The 19,709-nt window shown below is 60.7% G+C and carries 13 protein-coding genes; 6 read left to right on the top strand and 7 right to left on the bottom strand.

The features are described from left to right. Positions 1-5: 5 nt before the first annotated feature. Positions 6-1,622 carry an amidase gene (locus L0U79_RS16415; RefSeq protein WP_233843315.1) on the bottom strand — a complete coding sequence of 539 codons (1,617 nt, stop codon included), beginning with the start codon at positions 1,620-1,622 and terminating at the stop codon, positions 6-8. Positions 1,623-1,766: 144 nt separating this feature from the next. Here L0U79_RS16415 and L0U79_RS16410 point away from each other — a divergent pair, with 144 nt between their 5' ends. Continuing rightward, the gene (locus tag L0U79_RS16410) at positions 1,767-2,465 is read left to right on the top strand and encodes a c-type cytochrome (protein ID WP_233843933.1); all 699 of its coding nucleotides are present in this window, start codon (positions 1,767-1,769) and stop codon (positions 2,463-2,465) included. Continuing rightward, a complete protein-coding gene (locus tag L0U79_RS16405) occupies positions 2,462-3,754 on the top strand; it encodes a c-type cytochrome (protein ID WP_233843314.1) in 1,293 nt (430 codons plus the stop codon). Before L0U79_RS16410 ends, L0U79_RS16405 begins: the two co-directional genes overlap by 4 nt. A 15-nt stretch (positions 3,755-3,769) precedes the next feature. On the opposite strand, the gene L0U79_RS16400 is transcribed toward L0U79_RS16405, so the two are convergent. The 3 genes from L0U79_RS16400 to L0U79_RS16390 form a co-directional block, all read right to left on the bottom strand. Further along, a complete protein-coding gene (locus L0U79_RS16400; protein WP_233843313.1) occupies positions 3,770-4,954 on the bottom strand; it encodes an efflux RND transporter periplasmic adaptor subunit in 1,185 nt (394 codons plus the stop codon). 9 nt (positions 4,955-4,963) lie between these two features. Continuing rightward, complete coding sequence (locus L0U79_RS16395) at positions 4,964-8,149, bottom strand: efflux RND transporter permease subunit (protein WP_233843312.1); 3,186 nt, start codon at positions 8,147-8,149, stop codon at positions 4,964-4,966. A 205-nt stretch (positions 8,150-8,354) separates the two neighbouring features. Next, on the bottom strand, positions 8,355-8,888 hold the full coding sequence (locus L0U79_RS16390; RefSeq protein ID WP_233843932.1) for a mismatch-specific DNA-glycosylase: 534 nt from the start codon (positions 8,886-8,888) through the stop codon (positions 8,355-8,357). A gap of 106 nt (positions 8,889-8,994) precedes the next feature. Between L0U79_RS16390 and rng the strand changes: the two genes are divergently transcribed. Next, positions 8,995-10,482, top strand: a complete 1,488-nt coding sequence (gene rng, locus L0U79_RS16385; protein ID WP_233843311.1) for a ribonuclease G — start codon at positions 8,995-8,997, stop codon at positions 10,480-10,482. 12 nt (positions 10,483-10,494) lie between these two features. After that, on the top strand, positions 10,495-14,394 hold the full coding sequence (locus L0U79_RS16380; protein ID WP_233843310.1) for a YhdP family protein: 3,900 nt from the start codon (positions 10,495-10,497) through the stop codon (positions 14,392-14,394). 5 nt (positions 14,395-14,399) lie between these two features. Here the strand turns inward: L0U79_RS16380 and L0U79_RS16375 are convergent, their stop codons facing one another. Further along, positions 14,400-15,596, bottom strand: coding sequence for a sterol desaturase family protein (locus tag L0U79_RS16375; protein WP_233843309.1), 1,197 nt, complete (start codon positions 15,594-15,596; stop codon positions 14,400-14,402). 148 nt (positions 15,597-15,744) lie between these two features. Between L0U79_RS16375 and tldD the strand changes: the two genes are divergently transcribed. After that, positions 15,745-17,184 (top strand): metalloprotease TldD, encoded by a 1,440-nt coding sequence (gene tldD, locus L0U79_RS16370; protein ID WP_233843308.1) that lies wholly within the window; start codon positions 15,745-15,747, stop codon positions 17,182-17,184. A 221-nt stretch (positions 17,185-17,405) separates the two neighbouring features. Here tldD and yjgA read toward each other — a convergent pair whose 3' ends face one another. Continuing rightward, positions 17,406-17,933, bottom strand: a complete 528-nt coding sequence (gene yjgA, locus L0U79_RS16365) for a ribosome biogenesis factor YjgA (RefSeq protein WP_233843307.1) — start codon at positions 17,931-17,933, stop codon at positions 17,406-17,408. Continuing rightward, positions 17,930-18,187, bottom strand: a complete 258-nt coding sequence (locus tag L0U79_RS16360; protein WP_233843306.1) for a DUF1653 domain-containing protein — start codon at positions 18,185-18,187, stop codon at positions 17,930-17,932. The genes yjgA and L0U79_RS16360 overlap by 4 nt, the downstream gene beginning before the upstream one ends. Before the next feature lie 99 nt (positions 18,188-18,286). Here L0U79_RS16360 and pmbA point away from each other — a divergent pair, with 99 nt between their 5' ends. Further along, the gene (pmbA, locus tag L0U79_RS16355) at positions 18,287-19,657 is read left to right on the top strand and encodes a metalloprotease PmbA (protein ID WP_233843305.1); all 1,371 of its coding nucleotides are present in this window, start codon (positions 18,287-18,289) and stop codon (positions 19,655-19,657) included. Positions 19,658-19,709 lie beyond the last annotated feature (52 nt).

Raw genomic sequence — 19,709 nt, 5'->3', positions numbered from 1 at the left:
GCCATTCAAGGGTGATTCGCGGGCACGGGCGCGTACGCGTTGCCATCTACTGTCGGCAGAAATTTCGGCGCCTGCCACGCATGCGTGTGTTGTTCGAAGCCGTAGGCGATCGAAATCAACGTCGGTTCGCTCCACTGCGTGCCGAAGAACACGATACCCACCGGCAAGCCATGCGCCCATCCTGCGGGAACGGTGATCGAGGGGTAACCCGCCACGGCAGCCGGCTGCGACGCGCCGCCAATGGTGGGATTGCCGCTGACGATATGGTCGCCCAACACCAGATCGGTGAGATAAGCCGGCCCCCACGATGGCGACAGCAATGCGTCCAGATGATTGGCCTGCAACGCCGCATCAATACCCTGCGGACCCGAGAGTTGCTTAGCCTTGGTCAACGCATCGGTATACGCCTTCTCGGTAAGCGGACCTTTCGCCTGCGCTTGTTCGAACAAGTCTTGTCCAAACCACGACATTTCCTGATTGGCTTGTTGCTTGTTGAACGCAATCAAATCGGCCAGCGTTTTGACATGCAATCCTTTGCGGTTAGCGAGATACGCATTGAGATCGTGCTTGAAGTCGTACAGCATCACGGTCATTTCCGGATCGCCGAGTTCGGCCAAATGCGGCAGCGTGACCGGATCGACAATGATCGCACCCTGCGCCTTCATCGCCGCAATCGCTTCCTCCATCACGCGGTCGGCGTTCGGTTCGTTGCCCGCGAGCTGGCGCACGACGCCGATGCGTTTGCCGCGCAATCCATTGGGATCGAGGAACTTGGTGTAGTCGGTGGCGTGCTTGTTCGCATCGGCGGTGGCCGGGTCGTGCGGATCGCTGCCGGCCATGGCGGAAAGCAGCATTGCCGCGTCGGTGACATTGCGCGCCAGCGGACCGGCGGTGTCTTGGTTGTGGCTGATCGGAATGATGCCGCTGCGGCTGACCAAACCCAGCGTTGGTTTGATACCGACAATACCGTTCATCGAGGCAGGACAGATGATCGAGCCGTCCGTTTCCGAGCCCACGGCCACCGGCACCAAGCCGGCCGCGACGGCGACCGCGGAACCGGAGCTGGAGCCGCACGGATTGCGATCCAGCGCATACGGATTGCGCGTTTGCCCGCCGCGTCCGGTCCATCCGCTACTGGCATGCGCGGAGCGGAAATCCGCCCATTCGCTCAAATTCGTCTTGCCCAAAATCACCGCGCCTGCTTTGCGTAAGCGCGCAACCAGCGGTGCATCCTGCGATGCGGGCGCGTCGACCAAGGCGAGCGAACCCGCTGTGGTCAGCGTGTGGTCGCCGGTATCGATGTTGTCTTTCAACAGCACCGGAATGCCGTAAAGCGGTCCGTGCGAGGACGCGCGTTTGGCATCCAGTTTCGCGGCGATTTTCGTCGCATCCGGATTCAACTCCAGCACGGAGCGCAAGGTGGGGCCCGACTGATCGATCTGTTGAATGCGCGCGATATCGTCCTGCACCAAGGCTTTGCTCGTGAGTTTGCCGGCATCCATCTGTTTCTGAAGATCGGTCACGCTTTGCCATGCAACGGCATCGCTGTCCTGAGCGTAAAGCGGAAGGGAAGGCAGAACGGTGAGCGCGAGCGCGGTGCACAACAACGACGGACGAATCATGGCAACCTCCGAAGTAGACCCAGGCAACGATGTGGCAGGATGACGCAGCATAACCGCACGCGCCATCGTTGGCGCGCGGGGCGAGCCTATACTTTCGGTATGACGACCATGGCCAAGCCAGTGCTTATCCGCACCCTGCGATGGATGCTTCCCCTCGCATGGTTGTTCTGCATATCGATCGCGTGGGCCGATCCGCCATCCGTACCGGACACGCTGCAGCAGCGCATCGCCGCCTGCACAACCTGTCATGGCGTGCATGGTGAAGGCTCGCCAGACGGCGGCTTCTTTCCGCGTCTGGCCGGCAAGCCCGCCGGCTATCTGGTTTTGCAGATGCAAAATTTTCAGCACGGCCTGCGCAAGTACGCACCGATGGAATACACCACGCGGTTGCTCACGCCGGCTTATATGCAGGAGATTGCCGCGTATTTCGCGGCGCAGCAGGTGCCGTATGAACGTAAATCCGTGCCGTCGCTTGCACCGGATCTCATGCGTCGCGGCGAACAGTTGGTGACGTCCGGCGATCCGTCGCTCAAAGTGCCGCCCTGTCAGGCCTGTCACGGCAAGCAGCTCACCGGTACGGAACCATCCGTTCCGGGCTTGGTAGGGCTTCCTTACGATTACATCAGCTCTCAACTCGGGTCGTGGCGCACGGGAACGCGCGCGTCCGCCGCGCCGGATTGCATGTCCGAGATCGCCAATCGTCTGGAGCCGGCAGATATCACGGCGGTGTCGGCATGGCTGGCGAGTCAGGAGGTGCCGCAAGACACGCACCCGCAGCCCGCGGGTTCGATCACACCGCCGCTGCGTTGCGGTGTCTTGCAGACGCAAGGAGGCGGCGCATGAAACGGCTTCGCTTGCTGTGGATTCCCATCGTGTTGACGGTGATCGTGATCGCCTGCGTGTGGTGGCAGTCGCATCGGCAACATCAAACATCGACATCGCCGGAAGATGCAGCGATCGCTACGCAATTGAAGGATGTTTCCGTCATCGCACGCGGACGTTACCTCGCGACGGCGGGGGACTGCGTGTCCTGTCACACTGCACAAGGCGGTAAACCGTATGCCGGTGGACGACTGCTTCCTACTCCCTTCGGCAATATCCCCGCGCCGAATATCACGCCGAATCCGGATACGGGCATCGGTCGCTGGAATTTCGCCGATTTCTGGCGCGCGCTGCACGATGGCGTCGGGCGCGACGGCGAGCCGTTGTATCCCGCGTTTTCGTACACCTCGTTCACCAAGGTGACGCGTGACGATGCGCTCGCGATGTTCGCGTATCTGCAAACGGTGCCGCCGGTTCGTCAACCCAATGCGGTATCGGGACTTCGTTTTCCCTACAACGTGCGCGCAACGTTGAAGACTTGGCGTGCGATCTACTTCAAGCCGGGCGTCTATCAACCCGACCCATCGAAATCGGCCTCGTGGAATCGCGGCGCGTATCTCGTGACGGGCTTGGGGCATTGCAACGAATGTCATGCTGCGCGCGATGCATGGGGCGGCGTGAATTCGAATGCCGTGTTGTCGGGCGGACAAATTCCGATGCAGGACTGGTACGCGCCAGACCTCAGTTCGCAAGCCCACGGCGGTCTGCGGGATTGGAGCAAGCAGGATATTGTCGATGCGTTGAAGACCGGTCAGTCGTCGAAGGGCGCCGCGTTCGGGCCGATGGCCGACGTGGTCTCCAGTAGCACGCAGCATTTGGACGACGACGATCTGCAGGCGATTGCCGAGTATTTGCAATCGCTGCCGGCGCGACCGGAACCCGCGCCGCCTCCTGCTTCGTTCGACAGCAAATCGCTGGCGGATCGGGGCAGTCATATCTACGCGGATCGCTGCGCGGATTGCCACGGCAAAGACGGCGAAGGTGTTCCAGGTGTGTATCCGCCGCTCAATCGCAATGTTTCGGTGGTCGAGCCGACCGGCATTAATGCTTCACGCATGGTATTGCTGGGAGGATTTCCTGCGGTGACGAACGGAAATTCGCGGCCCTATTCGATGCCGCCATATGCACAGCAGTTGAGCGATGCGGATGTCTCCGCCGTGGTCACGTACATTCGTCAGGCATGGTCCAATCATGCGCCTGCTGTACAAGAGCGCGATATCGTGACGTACCGACACACGCCGATCGATTGATGGCGTGTGGATGGATTATTGATCGATGCGCTGTTGTTGCGCGCGATTCGGCTCGGTGACGTGCACTTGCTCGCCTTCGTATAGCGAATCGGGTGGGCTGAGCACGATGCGGTCCTGATCCGTTAAGCCTTCACTGATTTCCACGGTGCTGCCGAAATCCCGGCCGATCGTTACCGGTTGCAGATGCACGTGTTGCTGTCCGTCGATCAGCGCAACGCGGAGACCCTCGCTGCGGAAAAGCAATGCATTAGCCGGAATTGTCACGTTGCGCGTGGCGGCCGATAGCGCCAACTTCACGTTTGCATACACGCCTGGCACCAGTTCCTGTTGCGTATTGTCGACGTCGATCTCCGTGCGCAGCGTGCGGGTGCTCGGATCGAGCGCATCGGCGGTGCGCGCCACTTTGCCGTCGATCGGCTTGGCGCCGTAGGTATTGAGCGTCACCTGCGCGGGCATGTCGATATGCACGCTTGCCGCGGAGGCTTCCGGCACGTCCACATAGACACGCAGTTTGCTGGTATCGGCGATGACGAACAAATTGCTGCCGCTGGAACCTGCATCCACCAGAGCGCCGACATCGAGGTTGCGTTGCGTGATCACGCCATCGAACGGCGCGGTGATGAATTTGAAATCTTCCAGATTCTGCAGATGCGCCACATTGGCCTGATCGGCCTGCACCGTCGCCACGTCGGCGTTGTATTGCGCACGGTATTGATCGGCCGTTTGCGCAGCGATCAAACCTTGCGCGGCGACTTTTGCGTAGCGATCGGCAGTGATTTTCGCGAACGCCTCGTTCGCCTGATCGGTGCGCATTTGCGCTTTGCCTTGCAGCAACTGATTGTCGACATCCGGCGTATCCAGGTCGGCCAGACGTTGACCCTTCTTCACTTTGGCGCCGATATCGACATACCACTTGGCGACGTAACCGGTGGTGCGCGCGTAGATTTGCGCGTCCTGCCACGAGGCGACGGTGCCCGGCAAAGTCAGCGCCTGATCTTTTGGCGCCACCTTGGGCATGATGGTGGCGACGGTGGGAATGGCATTGCGATCCGTCTCTTCGGTCAAATCATGACGCGCGTGAACGCGTCTGACGATACCGAATGCCGCGAGCGCAACCAGCGCCACGCCGAGGCCGACAAGAACAAGTCGCGCGCCTCGCGAAGGCTTGGGAGCGGGATGTGAAGCATGGGTGCTCGGCATAGTCGGATCTCACGCTGCCGCCGCATCGAGGCGTGCCTTGCGGCGCCGATGCAGCAGACTGAAGAAAGTCGGTACAAAGAACAAGGTTGCGGCGGTGGCGAGCAGCAAACCGCCGATCACCGCACGGCCCAGCGGCGCGTTCTGCTCGCCGCCTTCGCCCAGGCCCAGCGCCATGGGCACCATGCCGATGATCATCGCCAAGGCGGTCATCAGTACCGGGCGGAAGCGCGCGAAGCCCGCTTCCACGGCAGCCTGCACCGGATCGCCGTGATGCGCCAGTCGCTCGCGCGCAAAACTGATCACCAGAATCGAATTGGCCGTCGCCACGCCCATGCACATAATCGCGCCCATCAGTGCGGGTACCGACAGCGTTGTGCCGGTCAGGAACAGCATCCACACCAATCCCGCCAGCGCCGCCGGCAACGCCGCGATGATGATCAGCGGATCGAGCCAGCTCTGGAAATTCACGACGATCAGGAGGTACACCAGCACGATCGCGAACGCGAGTCCGCCGAGCAAGCCGGTGTACGAAGCCTTCATGGTTTGTACTTGGCCACGGATATCGATATCGACATCAGGAGGCAGCGTTTTGGCATGCGCGCTTACGATGCGCTGCACATCGCTTGCCACGCTGCCCAAATCGGTTCGATCCACCGACGCGTACAAATCCATGGTGGGACGCGTGCTGTAGTGCGTAACGATCGCCGGCCCTTCGCTCCGAGAAAAACCGGCCAGATTTTCGAGTGTTTGACCGGCGGCGCCATTGGACGAACTACTGCTGGCCACGCTGCCCCCGGACGTGCTTGTGATCGGCAGATTCCTCAACGCCTGCAACGTATCGATACGGTATTGCGGCGCTTGCGTGGCGATGGAATAGCTGATGCCCGTGCGCGGATCGACCCAGAACGTGGGGCTGACCTGCGAGGAACCGGCTAGCGCGGTGAGCAGATTGCTGGCGACGTCTTGTGTCGTCAGCCCCAACAGGCTTGCGCGCGTGCGATCCAGGGTCACGTTGATCTGCGGCAAGTTGAGCGCTTGCTGGATACGGAGATCGACCAAGCCGGGCACTTTGACGAGATCGCCGTAAAGCTCCTTCGCCACCTTGGCCGATGCGTCGGCATCGTGACTAGACACCTGCACATCGATGGGCGCGGGCGCGCCGAAGTTTAGAATTTGGCCGACCATATCCGCCGGCAGAAACGAGAAGATCACGCTCGGATATTTCTGCGCGAGTTGCCGACGCAAGCTGCGTACATATTCGATGGTCGGTCGATGATCTTCATTGAGCGTCACGAAGACATCGCCATCCGACGTACCCACAACGCCCGTGTTGCTGTAAGAGAGATTGATGCCGCTGTACGGAATGCCGAGCGTGTCGACGATGCTGGCCAATTCTTGCTTGGGAATCGTGTCGCGAATGATGCCCTCAATGCCATCGGCGAGCCGCGCCGTTTCTTCGATACGCAAGCCGACCGGCGCGCGGAAATGAAGCTTGATCTGGCCGCCATCGACATACGGGAAAAAGTCGCGACCGAGCCACGGCACCAGCAGGCCGACCGACAGCGTGCAGGTGGCAAAGAACAGGATCGCAAACAAACCGCGATGACGCTCCGTGGTTTCCAGCGCGCCGCGATAACCGTTGCGCAAACGCTCGAAATGCCGCTCGAACGCATGCTGGAAGCGGCTGAGCGGTCCGGTCGGCTTGGCGTCGTGATCGTGTTTCTTCAACCAGAACAACGAGAGCGTGGGCACTAAGGTTCGCGACAGTGCGTACGACGCAAGCATTGCGAACACCACCGCTTCGGCCAGCGGCGCAAACAGATACTTCGCCACGCCACCCAGGAAGAAGATCGGCACAAACACGATACAAATCGACAAGGTCGACACGAACGCCGGCACCGCGATCTGATGCGCACCTTCCATAATTGCGTCGTAAACCTCTTTGCCTTCTTCCAGGTGCGAGTTGATGTTCTCGATCGTCACCGTGGCGTCGTCGACGAGAATACCCACCGCGAGCGCAAGGCCGCCCAACGTCATGATGTTGATGGTTTCGCCGAGCGCCGACAGCGCGATGATCGAGGCGAGCACCGACAGCGGAATCGAAATGGCGATGATCAGCGTCGAGCGCCACGATCCCAGAAACAGCATGATCATAAGGCCGGTCAGGCCCGCGGCGATCACGCCTTCGCGAATCACGCCCGAAATCGCCGCACGCACGAACAGCGACTGATCCGACAGCGAGTTGATCTCCAGGCTTTTCGGAATGGCGGCGCGGATTTTCGGCAGCGCGTTCTGCAGGGTGTCCACGATATCCAGCGTGGACGCATCGCCGATTTTCAGGATCGACATCAACACCGCGCGCTGACCGTTCACGCGCACCACGTTGGTCTGCGGCGGCGAGCCGTCGTGCACATGCGCGACATCGCGAATATACGTGGTGATGCCGTTGACGGTGCGGATCGGCGCGTTGTTCAACTCGTCGATCTGTTGCGGGCTGCCGTTCAACTTCACGCTGTATTCGGTGTCCCCGATTTTTTCCGTGCCGGCCGGAAGTATCAGGTTTTGCGCGCCGATCGCAGCGACCACATCGCTGGGCGAAAGCTTATGCGCGAGCAGCGCTTGCGGATTGAGATCCACTTCCACCTGACGCTGCTTGCCGCCGTAAGGGTAGGGTGTCGCCGCGCCGCGCACGGAGGTGACGAAGGTGCGCACGATCTGGTTGGCGTCGTCGAAGATCGTGGTTTCGGAGAGTTCCTTCGACGACAACGCAAACTGCAGCACCGGCACGGTCGATGCGTTGTACACGAGAATCAGCGGTGGGTTCGTGCCTTGCGGCATCGAGCGCAGCACCGTCTGTGAAATCGCCGTGACCTGCGCCACCGCCATATCGATCTTGACGTTCGGCTGGAAATAAATCTTCACCACGCCGACGCCATTGAGCGACTGCGTCTCGGTGTGTTCGACATCGTTCACCGTGGTGGTGATCGCACGCTCGTAACCGCTGACGATGCGGTTGTTCATGTCTTCGGCGGGCAAGCCGGTGTAGCCCCACACCACGGACACCACCGGAATATCGATGTTCGGAAAGATATCGGCCGGTGTGCGTAAAATCGCCAAGGGACCGAGAATCAAAAGCAGCAGCGCCAGAACGATAAAAGTCAGCGGCCGCTCAAGCGCGATTTTGACGATCCACATAACGGGTGTTTTCCATCAGCCTGGCGATCGATGGCGTGGGCTGACTACAGGTTCACGGGAAGATACCAGCCTAGACAATTTTCGTGACGGCAACCATATGCCGGAGGCAATGCGATGTTTCGCACCTAATTGCGATCTCGTGCTGCATGCGCGTGCGATGGTGTCGCGCTAGTTGCCTGCGCGTCTGCACGATCCACCGTCAACCTTACTCGGATGGTCGTGCGATATGCGCGGCCAACGCCACCCAGGGCGCGAGATCCCAATGCCCTCGCGCCTGCCCGGATGGCGAGGGCAGAACGAACACCTTCGTCGACCCGAATGCACGATGCTGCAATCCGACATGCACCTCGGCGCCCAGAACGGCGCGGGCCCCGTGCTTGCTGGTGAAGGCGAGCGTGCCGGGCCGGCATGTTTCGATTTTGGCCAACAGCCCCGGCACATCGAACGCATCCTTGGGCAATTCGTCGTCGTTGCCGACATGGCGCTTGGCGAGGTCGGTGAGCCCGATGCCAAAGGTGGGCAGCAGCGGGAATTCCTGCGGGCTCAGCAACCGTGGCGTCAGCCCGGCCTGGAACAAGGCGCGCCAGAACATATTGCCGGGGTGGGCGTAATAGGCCCCTTCTTGCGCGGATCGCTTGCCGGCCGCCGTGCCGCAGAAGACCAGCCTAAGGCCGGGCTGCAGCACGTCGGGGAGGATCGAAGCGGGGGATTTTTCGGATGTGTTCCGGGGTCGATGCATAACGGCGACTTTACCGAACGCTGCAGTACAGCTGGAGCTGTGCATTACGCATCGACAGTTCTCGCGCCTAACCGCTATAAATTGCTAATAGATTCTGGGGAAGTCGGTGAGCGAAGAAATCCTGATCAATATGACGCCGCGCGAGACGCGGGTCGGTGTGGTGGAAAACGGCATGCTGCAGGAACTGCATGTCGAGCGGACGTCCCGGCGCGGCTATGTCGGCAACGTCTACAAGGGACGGGTGCAGCGGGTCATGCCGGGCATGCAGGCGGTATTCGTGGACATCGGGCTGGAACGTGCGGCCTTCCTGCACGCGTCAGACATCGTCCGGCCACCGCTGCCGGAGGCGGCGGACGTCCCGCCAGGGAACGGCAATGGCAACGGCCATATGCCGTCGATCAGCGAACTGGTGCACGAGGGCCAGGAGATCGTGGTGCAGGTGGTGAAAGACCCCATCGGCACCAAGGGCGCCCGGTTGTCGACGCATCTATCGATTCCGTCGCGCTATCTGGTGCTGCTGCCGCATGCCCGCACGTTGGGCATCTCCACGCGTATCGAAGACGACGACGAGCGGCAACGCCTGAAAGACGTGCTTACCCCGCTGATCGGCGAAAACCCGCTTGGCTACATCGTGCGCACCAACGCCGAGGGGCAGTCCGCCGAATCGCTGGCGTTCGACGTCACCTACCTCGGCAAGGTGTGGCGCGTCGTGCAGGAGAACATCGCCAAGTCCAAAGTCGGCGAGCGCGTGTACGAAGAACTTGCGCTGCCGTTGCGCGCGCTGCGCGATCTGCTCAACGACGATATCGAAAAGGTGCGCGTGGATTCGCGCGAGACGTTCGAGAAGGTCGCCAAGTTCGTGCACAAGTTCATGCCGCAGCTGGACGACCGCGTCGAACATTATTCCGGCGAGCGTCCGATCTTCGATCTTTACGGCGTCGAAGACGAAATTCAGCGCGCGCTGCGCAAGGAAGTGCCGTTGAAGTCGGGCGGATACCTGATCGTCGATCAGACCGAGGCGATGACCACCATCGACGTCAACACGGGGGGCTATCTGGGTACACGCAATCTGGAAGAGACCGTTTACAGGACAAACTTGGAAGCCGCGCAGGCGGCAGCGCGTCAACTGCGACTGCGCAATCTTGGCGGCATCATCATCATCGATTTCATCGACATGACGGATGAAGAACACAAGCGTCAGGTTATCCGCATGCTGGAAAAAGGCCTCGCGCGCGATCACGCCAAGACCACCGTCTACCCGATGTCGCAATTGGGTCTGGTGGAAATGACGCGCAAACGAACCACCGAAAGCCTGGAGCGCCAGCTGTGCGAACCATGTCCGGCGTGCATGGGACGTGGCACGGTCAAGACAGCCGAAACGGTGACCTACGAAATATTTCGCGAAATCACGCGCGCCGTGCGGCAGTTCAATGCGCAAAAATTGCTGGTGATGGCCAGCCCCAAAGTGGTGGGACGCATTCTCGAAGAAGAATCCACTGCCGTGGCAGAATTGGAAGAATTCATCTCAAAAAGCATACGCTTCCAAGCCGAAGAACATTATTCGCAGGAACAGTTCGATGTTGTTTTGCTTTGATGTAAACGCCCCGTGAGCGCTTGGTGGCAAACATGGGCGCATCGTTTGACGCGTGCGCTCGGCTGGACAGTGGGCATTGCGGTTATTGCGCTTGCGCTGACGGCCGGGCTCGCGCAAGTGCTGTTGCCGTTGTTGGCGAAACATCCGCAATGGGTGGCGCAGGAGCTGGGCGATAAGCTGCAAAGCCAGGTGAGTTTTGCGTCGTTGCAGGGACGCTGGGAACCGTCCGGTCCGCGTTTCGTCATGCGCGATGTCACCATCGCGCCTCGCGCCGGTGCGACCACGGCAAGCGGCAGTCCGCTCCATGTGCCCGAGGTCGATCTGAAGCTGGACTTCGGCGGCTGGCTGTTGCCGTCGCGGCATTTGTTGAATCTGCAGGCGAGCGGCCTGGAGTTGGATATCACGCGCGATGTCGACAGCCGGTGGCACGTCAATGGCATCGGCGCGGCCGGCGGATCCGAGCGGCAGAATATTTCGTTTGGCCATCTTTCGGTCGAACTTTGGCTGGACAACTTGCGGGTCGATATCAACGATCAGCTCTTGAACCAGCGTTACACGCTGCTTGCCGATCAGTTGCGTCTCACGCATCAAGGCAGCCACATTCGTCTCGGTGCGCGCGTGCATCGGCTTGGCGCAACCGGCGAATTGCAAGCGGCCGGCCGCTTCCGCGACGACGGCGCCGCCGGTCAACTTTGGCTTGCGACGCAGAATGCCGATCTGCACGGCATCGTCGCCGGCTTCGATCTCGGCGGTTACAGCATCAACAGCGGTCACGGCAATCTCGCCGTGTGGATGGATTGGCGCCAGAACCAAGTCGTGCGCGATCTGTTCCAACTCAACGTGCAGAATCTGGCGGTGACCAACCCGGCTGGCGTGACGGCGAATGTCGCCGCATTGCGCGGGCTGGCCGAGCTCAGCCGCCGCGACAGCGGTTATACCGTGCGATGGGCCGATGACGACGGCGGTGCGGCGCGCGTGGACATCAATCATTTCGGCACGCCGCAATCAGACATCATCGCCGTCGCCAATCGATTGCAGCTTGCGCCGCTGATGCCCTGGCTTGGACTGAAGCCAGGGCTTTCCCCGGGACTTGCGCAATGGATTGCCTCCGGTCAGGCGCATGGTCAAGTCGAACATGCCGTTTTCCATTGGAGCGCTGCGTCAGGTTTGCAAACGCTAGACGGCGTGTTCGACGATCTCGGCATCGCACCGGTTGGCAAGTTGCCAGGCGTGGATCATTTGCGCGGCGAAGTGCGGGGCGATGCGGAAGCGGTATCGCTGGAACTGCCGGCGCAATCGACCACCATCAATTTTCCGCACACCTTCCGCAAGCCGTTTGCGATGAGCCAGCTGGCCAGCAATATCGCCGTGTGGCGCGATGACGATGGAACGCATATCGGCGTCGCGAACATGGACTTCGAAGGCGAAGGCTACGGCGGCAACGCCGAAGGCGATATCGCATTGCCCAGCGACGGCGGACGCCCGTTCCTCGATCTCAATGTCGCATTGACGCACGCGGACGTGACGACCGCGAAGTTGTTCTGGCCGATCGATTCGCTGTCGCCGCCGGCTGTTGCTTGGCTGGATCAGGCGTTTGTGGCGGGACGCATGGATGACGCATCCGTACTCGTGCGTGGCAGTCTCGCCAATTGGCCGTTCCATCACAACGAAGGTCGCTTCGAAGCCAGAGCCGATATCAGCGATCTGACGTTGAGCTACGGCAAAAGCTGGCCGATCGCCGAGCACGTGCAAGCCGTCGCCAACTTTATCGACATGGGCATGACAGTGGTGGCGAGCGGTGGCACATCGCTGGGCGTGAAAGTGGATCGGGCGGTGGCGGTGATTCCGGAACTGGCGCACACCACGCTCGATCTCAATGTCAGCGGTGAAGGCAACGCGTCGGATCTGCTGAACTTCGCCAGCAACAGTCCCATTGCGAACAAACATGCGGACGTTCTGGCCAAACTCAAACTGGGCGGTACGGGCAATTTCGATTTCCATCTGTCGTTGCCCATGCACGACATGCACAATTTCCTGCTCGACGGCACGGCGCAGTTGAAGGACGTCGATGTTAGTGCCCCGGACTGGAATTTGCAGCTCGACAAACTCAACGGTCCGGCGACGTTCGACGCGCACGGATTCCATGCAGGCCCGCTCGCTGGCGGATTCCGCGGCGAACCCACGCAAGCGGATCTCGCGATCGCGGGCGCGACCGGCGACCCGAATATTGGGTTGGCCGTCAAGCTCAGTGGCAACTACACCATTCCGGAACTTCTGCAAGGTTATTCGCAGCTGAAATGGTTGGGCGATATCGCCAACGGTCGTGGTCAGTTCACCATCGGTTATCAGATTTCGCACGGCGGCTTGGAAGGTTCGGACGTCCAAACGCTGAGCATCGATTCGCCGATGTCGGGCGTGGCGTTGAATTTCCCCGTGCCGCTGAACAAGCCGGCCGACGGCACGATGCCGCTGCATGTGGTGCTGGGCATGCCGACGGCGGGTGCAGGCGTCGAGGTGGCGTTAGGATCGGTGATGCGCGGACGACTGCGTCTGCCGGCTGGCGATCAAGCGCCAGGCGCATCCACGTTTTCGTTTGGCGATCAAATGCCGGGCATGGATGCGTTGCCCGCCAAAGGCATGCGCATTCGCGGCGATGCGCCGGAACTGGATGTGACCGGTTGGGTCAAGCAATCGATCGCCGGTTCGACCACGGGCAATGGCATGAGCCTGGAAACGATCGACGTCACGACGGATCACGCCGAGATGTTCGGGCGCGACTTCGCGAAGATGCACATCACGGCCGCGCCGAAGACCGACAATCTGGAATTGGACGTCGATAGCGCGCTGGCGTCCGGTCATTTCAGCGTCCCCACCGTCGACTTGAGCAAACGCGGCATCACCGCGCGCCTGCAACGCATGTATTGGCCCAAGCAACCTACGGAGCCGGCCAAGAAGCCAGGCGAGGCTCCCATCCCGGTGCCAGTTACCGATCCTGCCAACACGGGCATCGATCCGGCCGGCATGCCACCGTTGCATATCTGGGTGCACGATCTGCGTCTGGATGACGCCAAACTCGGCGAAGCGCGCCTGGAAACCTGGCCGACGCGCGACGGCATGCATATCGATCAGCTTTCCACGCAATCGCACAGCGTGCAGATCAACGGCAGCGGCGATTGGAACGGCACGCCGAGCAAAAGCGCCACGCATTTGCGTGTGGACTTCCGCGCTAATGATGTCGGCCAAATGCTGACGGCGTTCGGTTATGAAGGCATCTTTGAAGGCGGCAAAACGCAGGCCGATTTGAATGCGACATGGCCCGGCGGTCCGTGGGCGTTCGAGCTGGGCAATATGGACGGCACGCTCGGCGTCAATGTCAGCAACGGCAGCATTCCTAAAGTATCACCGGGTGTGGGCCGTGTGTTTGGACTTGCGTCCATCGCAGATTTGCCGCGTCGCTTATCGTTCGATTTCAAAGACGTGTTCGGCAAAGGATTCGGATTCGATTTGATTGCCGGCGACTTCACGCTGGGTGGCGGCAACGCCGTTACGCACAACTTGAAAATCCACAGTCCTGCCGCGGAAATCAGCATCACCGGGCGCACCGGATTGCGCGCTAAAGACTACGACCAACAGCTGGTGATGATTCCGCATATCGGCAACAGCTTGCCGGTGGTGGGTGCAGTCGTCGCCGGCCCCATCGGCGCCGCCGCTGGGTTCGCCGTACAGACGGTGCTGGGCAAGGGATTGAATCATGTTGCGATTCAGCGCTATCACATCACCGGCACGTGGGATAAGCCGGTGTTTACGTCGGGTGGATCGACGGAGCTGACAGTGCCTGCGAGTGCTTCATCCGCGTCGCCGCCGGCGTCGGCCAGTTCGGCGCCGGCGCCGGCTTCGAGCGCCGCGCATTAAGCGGCTTATTCGACCGGCTTGGTGCTGCCGCGAAAGGGAAAGAGTTGCTGCCGGATAAAACCGTCCGGCATGTAATCGCCGACGACACCGTACTTCTGCGGAAATTTATTCTTCGACATGACGGCGGTGCCGAAGATGTAATCGAGGAACGCATAATGCGCCGCGTAATTGCGGTCGATCGCTTCGTCGTCGGATGCGTGATGCCAGTGATGGAAATTGGGTGTCACGAAAATATATTTCAGCGGTCCCCATGGCAAATGCACGTTGGCGTGATTGAACACCGCCTGGAAGCCGACCACGATGATGTACGCATTCATCACGCCTTCGCTGAAACCCAGCACATAAAGCGGTGCGAGCACGCACACGCGCGTGGCGATCAGCTCAAGCATGTGTTGGCGCGACCCGGCCAGCCAATCCATAGTTTTTACGCTGTGGTGCACCGAGTGAAACCGCCAAAGGAACGGCACTTCGTGATACGCGCGATGCGTCCAATATTGCGCGAGGTCCGCCACCAGAATGCACAGCAGTAATTGCGGCAGGAACGGCACGTGTTGCACATATTGCTGGAACGAACTGCTGAGCAGTCCGCCGAACAAGTGATGCAGCAAAAAGTTCACCGTCAACAAGGCCAAGCCGACGATGAAGTGATTCACGGCGAAATGCTTCAGATCCGTCTGCCACTCCTTGCGGAAGATCGCTTGCCGCTTGTAGAGCGGAAACAATTTTTCGATCACGACGAAAATAAGCGTCGAGCCCAGCAAATCCAGAATGAACCAATCCAACCCGATATACGGTGTGTGATCGGGAAAGTTGCCGACCGGCACGCGCGATCCGCCCAACGCGGTAGCGATGACGACAAACGCGAACGCGACCATGCTGATCTGGCGCCGCCGCCCCAAAATCACATTGGCCAACGACAAGCCGCCGGCCACCAGCAATCCAACCAGCAGCAATTGCCGCAGCACATCGACCGAATACTTGTGGCGCAGATCCGGCGTGGTTAGATATTGCGGAAAGTGGAACGCCAAAACCGCGAGCAGGCACAGCATGCCGAGCGAGAGCGCAATCACGCTGCTGACCGTGCCTTGCCCAGGCTTGAGCTCGCCGTCGCTGCGCAGCAACTCGCGCGTTTCTTCGACCGGACTTTTCAGCGTGCGGTCGATGATTTTTTCCAGCAAATCCGGTTTGGGCGTGTCGCTCATGGTGTTCCTTCACAGGCAGACGGACGGGCGGGCGCCCGCGTTTGATCCATCGTAGCGGCTACATCGACCGCGTGCCCGTGCGGGTTTTAAACTGGGTGGCCCGACCCCAGATCGGTCCTACTAACCCTAAGAGCGCTGGCCATCTTTCATGAATTCACTTATCGCCCAGGCTGAAAGTCGCCTGCTTACCCCCGGCGGCCTCGCTACCGGCGACCTCGATCGCGTGTTCACCCAGCTGATGGGGCCTTCGATCGACGCCGCCGACCTGTATTTCCAGCATTCGCGTAGTGAATCCTGGGTGCTGGAGGAGGGGATCGTGAAGGACGGCGCCCATTCCATCGAACAAGGCGTGGGCGTACGTGCGATCAGCGGCGAGAAAACCGGTTTCGCCTATTCGGATGAAATCGTGCTGCCGCAGTTGCTGGAGGCGTCCAAGGCGGCGCGGGCGATTGCGCATGGCGGCAACGGCGCCGGCAAGCCGCTGGCGTTGCATGGCGTCAAGCCGCTTTATCCGGCGATCGATCCGGTGGAAAGCCTGCCCAATCCCGACAAGATCGCGGTGTTGCGCGAAGTGGATGCGTACGCACGCTCGCGCGATCCGCGCGTCAAGCAAGTGATCGTGAGCTTGAGCGCCACGCTCGATACCGTGCTGATCGCCGGCTCCGACGGTACGCTCGCGGCGGACGTGCGTCCGCTTGTGCGATTGAGCGTGCAAGTGATCGTCGAGCAGAACGGTCGACGCGAACAAGGTTATGCAGGCGGTGGCGGTCGTTATGGTTATCGGGAATTGTTGGAGAACGGTCGCGCCACCGCGTTTGCGGATGAAGCCGTGCGCCAGGCGTTGGTCAATCTCGATGCGGTGGATGCGCCTGCTGGCGCGATGACGGTCGTACTCGGCCCCGGTTGGCCGGGCGTGTTGTTGCACGAGGCCATCGGACACGGCTTGGAAGGCGACTTCAATCGCAAGGGAAGTTCTGCGTTCGCCGGCCGCATCGGTCAACGTGTTGCCGCGCCAGGCGTCACCGTGGTGGATGACGGCACCTTGCCGGGTCGCCGCGGCTCGCTCAGCGTCGACGATGAAGGCACGCCCACCTCGTGCACCACCTTGATCGAAGACGGCATTCTCAAAGGTTATATGCAGGACAAGCTCAATGCGCGCTTGATGGGCATGGCGCCCACCGGCAACGGCCGCCGCGAATCGTTCGCGCAATTGCCGATGCCGCGTATGACCAATACGTACATGCTCAACGGTCAACACGATCCCCAGGAAATCATCCGTTCGGTGAAGAAGGGTTTGTACGCGGTGAACTTTGGCGGCGGCCAAGTCGACATCACCAACGGCAAGTTTGTGTTCTCCGCGAGCGAGGCGTATCTCATCGAAGACGGTAAGGTCACCGCGCCTGTAAAAGGCGCCACGTTGATCGGTAGCGGCCCCGATGTGCTCACGCGCGTGTCGATGATCGGCAACGATCTCGCGCTCGACGAAGGCATCGGTGTGTGCGGCAAGGACGGGCAAAGTGTGCCGGTTGGTGTGGGTCAGCCGACCTTGCGCGTGGAAAGCATGACCGTGGGTGGTACTGCGTCCTGATGCTTTCTTCAGCTACGGCGTAGCGAGCGATTTCGTCTTGCCGTAAACGTAACTATCGCTCCACCGTCATTCCGGCGAAGGCCGGAATCCAGTTTAAATACGTCGTGCGAAGCACACATGACATGTTTTATGTCGAGTGCTACGCACTGTTTGTCTGAACTGGATTCCGGCCTTCGCCGGAATGATGGTGGGGCGTATTGAACTTTCTTGGCGGTGCAGGCCTATTGCGTGTCGCTTTCTGGGAGTTCTTTCAGCAGCTGAAAGATCTCCCGATACGCACGCGGCGGTTTGTTCGCATCGCGTTCGGTGCGTGCTTGGCGAATCAATGAGCGCAGATGCTGACGATCGATCGAGGGATGCTGATCGATCAGTCCTTGCAGCGCGTCGTCGTTTTCCAACAACCGTTCGCGCATCGCTTCCAGTCGATGCATCGCGGCGGTTTCTTTGCGTTGTTGATCGCGGTTTTCGCCGAGCAGCGCGCGTGCGCCTTCGAACGCTTCGTCCTCGTGACGGCGCATCACTTTGGCTAGAAAACCGAGCTGACGTTTGCGCGCGATATTCGAAGTGATGCGGCGCAGATTTTCGATCTCGCGCAGCACGTCTTCCGGCAAGTTGGCGCGGGCGAGTTTGCTGGCCGGAAGCTCCGACAATTGGATAGCGAAAGCCAGCACGGCCAATGCATCGCGCCGCTGTTGTGTACGCGTCGGGCCGTAGTCGTGGTCGGGGTCGTCGGTGTAAGTGCGTGTCACGGTGTTTTCCGGTCGGCCATCTGTGCGAAATCGACAGGCGGCGTGGCATCGATCAGGGCGAAGCGAGGGATAGGCTCGCCTTCCAGCTCCACGGTTTCGGCAAACATCGTCGCCGGCCGCACCCACAGGCCGTAATCGCCGTACAGCGCCTGGTAGACGACGAGCTCCTCCATGGTTTCGCTGTGCCGGGCGGTGCCGATCACGCGATAACTCTGGCCTTTGTAGTGACGATAGATGCCGGTGGCTATGGACATGGCCGCTCCTGTGGCAACCTTGGGGGTTTGAGCATTGGCAACGGGCTTGGGCGGCCCCATGTCTGCCTATTGTATCCATTAGCCCTACAGGAAACTCACGTGAGCGATGTTGTGACCAGCCAGGACGCCAGCCAGCGCGAACTCGACCGACTGTCCGAACTGGCCGAAGACGTGATCCGCCGCGCCCGTGCCGCCGGCGCCACGCAGGCGGAGGTCTCCGCCAGCATCGACACCGGACTCAATGTGAACGTGCGTTTGGGCGAGGTGGAAACGGTCGAACACACGCGCGACCGTGGCTTCGGTCTGACTGTCTATTTCGGCAAACGCAAAGGCTCCGCGAGTACCGCCGATCTCAACGCCGATTCCATTCAGGCGACGCTTGATCAGGCTTGCGCCATCGCGCGCTTTACTGAAGAAGACGAGGCTTCCGGCTTGGCCGATGCGTCGCGCATGGCGACGACGTTTCCCGATCTCGATTTGTGGCATCCATGGGCGATCGATACCGCTGATGCGATCGCGCTCGGTCAGGAGATCGAAGCGGCCGGCCGCGCGCACGCCGGCATCACCAATTCCGATGGCGCGAGCGTGCAGGCGGGAGAAAGCGTTTCGGTCTACGCCAATTCGCATGGTTTCGTAGGACGCGAGCGCGGTACGCGGCATTCGCTGTCGGTCGCGTTGATCGCAGGCGATGAATCGGGCATGCAACGCGATTACTGGTACGACAGCGTGCGCAGCGCAAGTGATTTTATGAACGCCAAAGCGCTTGGCGATAAAGCTGCGGAGCGCACCTTGGCGCGCATCGGCGCGCGCCGTTTGTCGACGCAGCAATCGCCGGTGATGTTTGTGCCGGAGATTGCGCGCGGTTTGATCGGACATCTGATCGGCGCAGTCAGCGGCGGCGCGCTGTATCGCCATGCAAGTTTTCTGCTCGATCACGCCGGCAAGCAAGTGATGCCGTCGTGGCTCAACATCGTCGAGCGTCCGCATGTGATGCGCGGTCAGGGATCGGGCGCGTTCGATGCGGAAGGCGTGGCGACGCGCGATAGCGTGCTGGTCGAAAACGGTGTGTTGGCGCGTTACATCCTCGGCAGCTATTCCGCGCGCAAGCTTGGCCTGGAGTCCACCGGCAACGCCGGCGGCATTCACAATCTGGTGGTCGAGCCCGGTCACGGCGACGGCGGTGCGGCAGACGATTTCCGCGGCATGTTGCGTCGCCTCGGCACCGGTTTGTTGGTCACCGAAGTGATGGGGCAGGGCGTCAACACCATTACCGGCGATTATTCGCGCGGCGCGGCGGGTTTCTGGGTGGAAAACGGGGAAATCGCTTATCCCGTGGAAGAAATCACCATCGCGGCGAATCTGCGCGAGATGTTTATGGGCATCGTGGCGGTGGGTGGCGACGTGGACAAACGTTCGCATCTGCTGACCGGTTCGATTCTGCTCGATCGCATGACCATCGCAGGCGAATAACGCGGCGCTCGTTCACAAAAGTAGGCCACAAGCACCACGGCAGGACATTGCG

Origin of the sequence: Dyella sp. 2HG41-7 (genome assembly GCF_021390675.1) — a bacterium.
GTDB lineage: Bacteria > Pseudomonadota > Gammaproteobacteria > Xanthomonadales > Rhodanobacteraceae > Dyella_B.
This window is presented reverse-complemented; position numbering and strand designations above follow the sequence as displayed.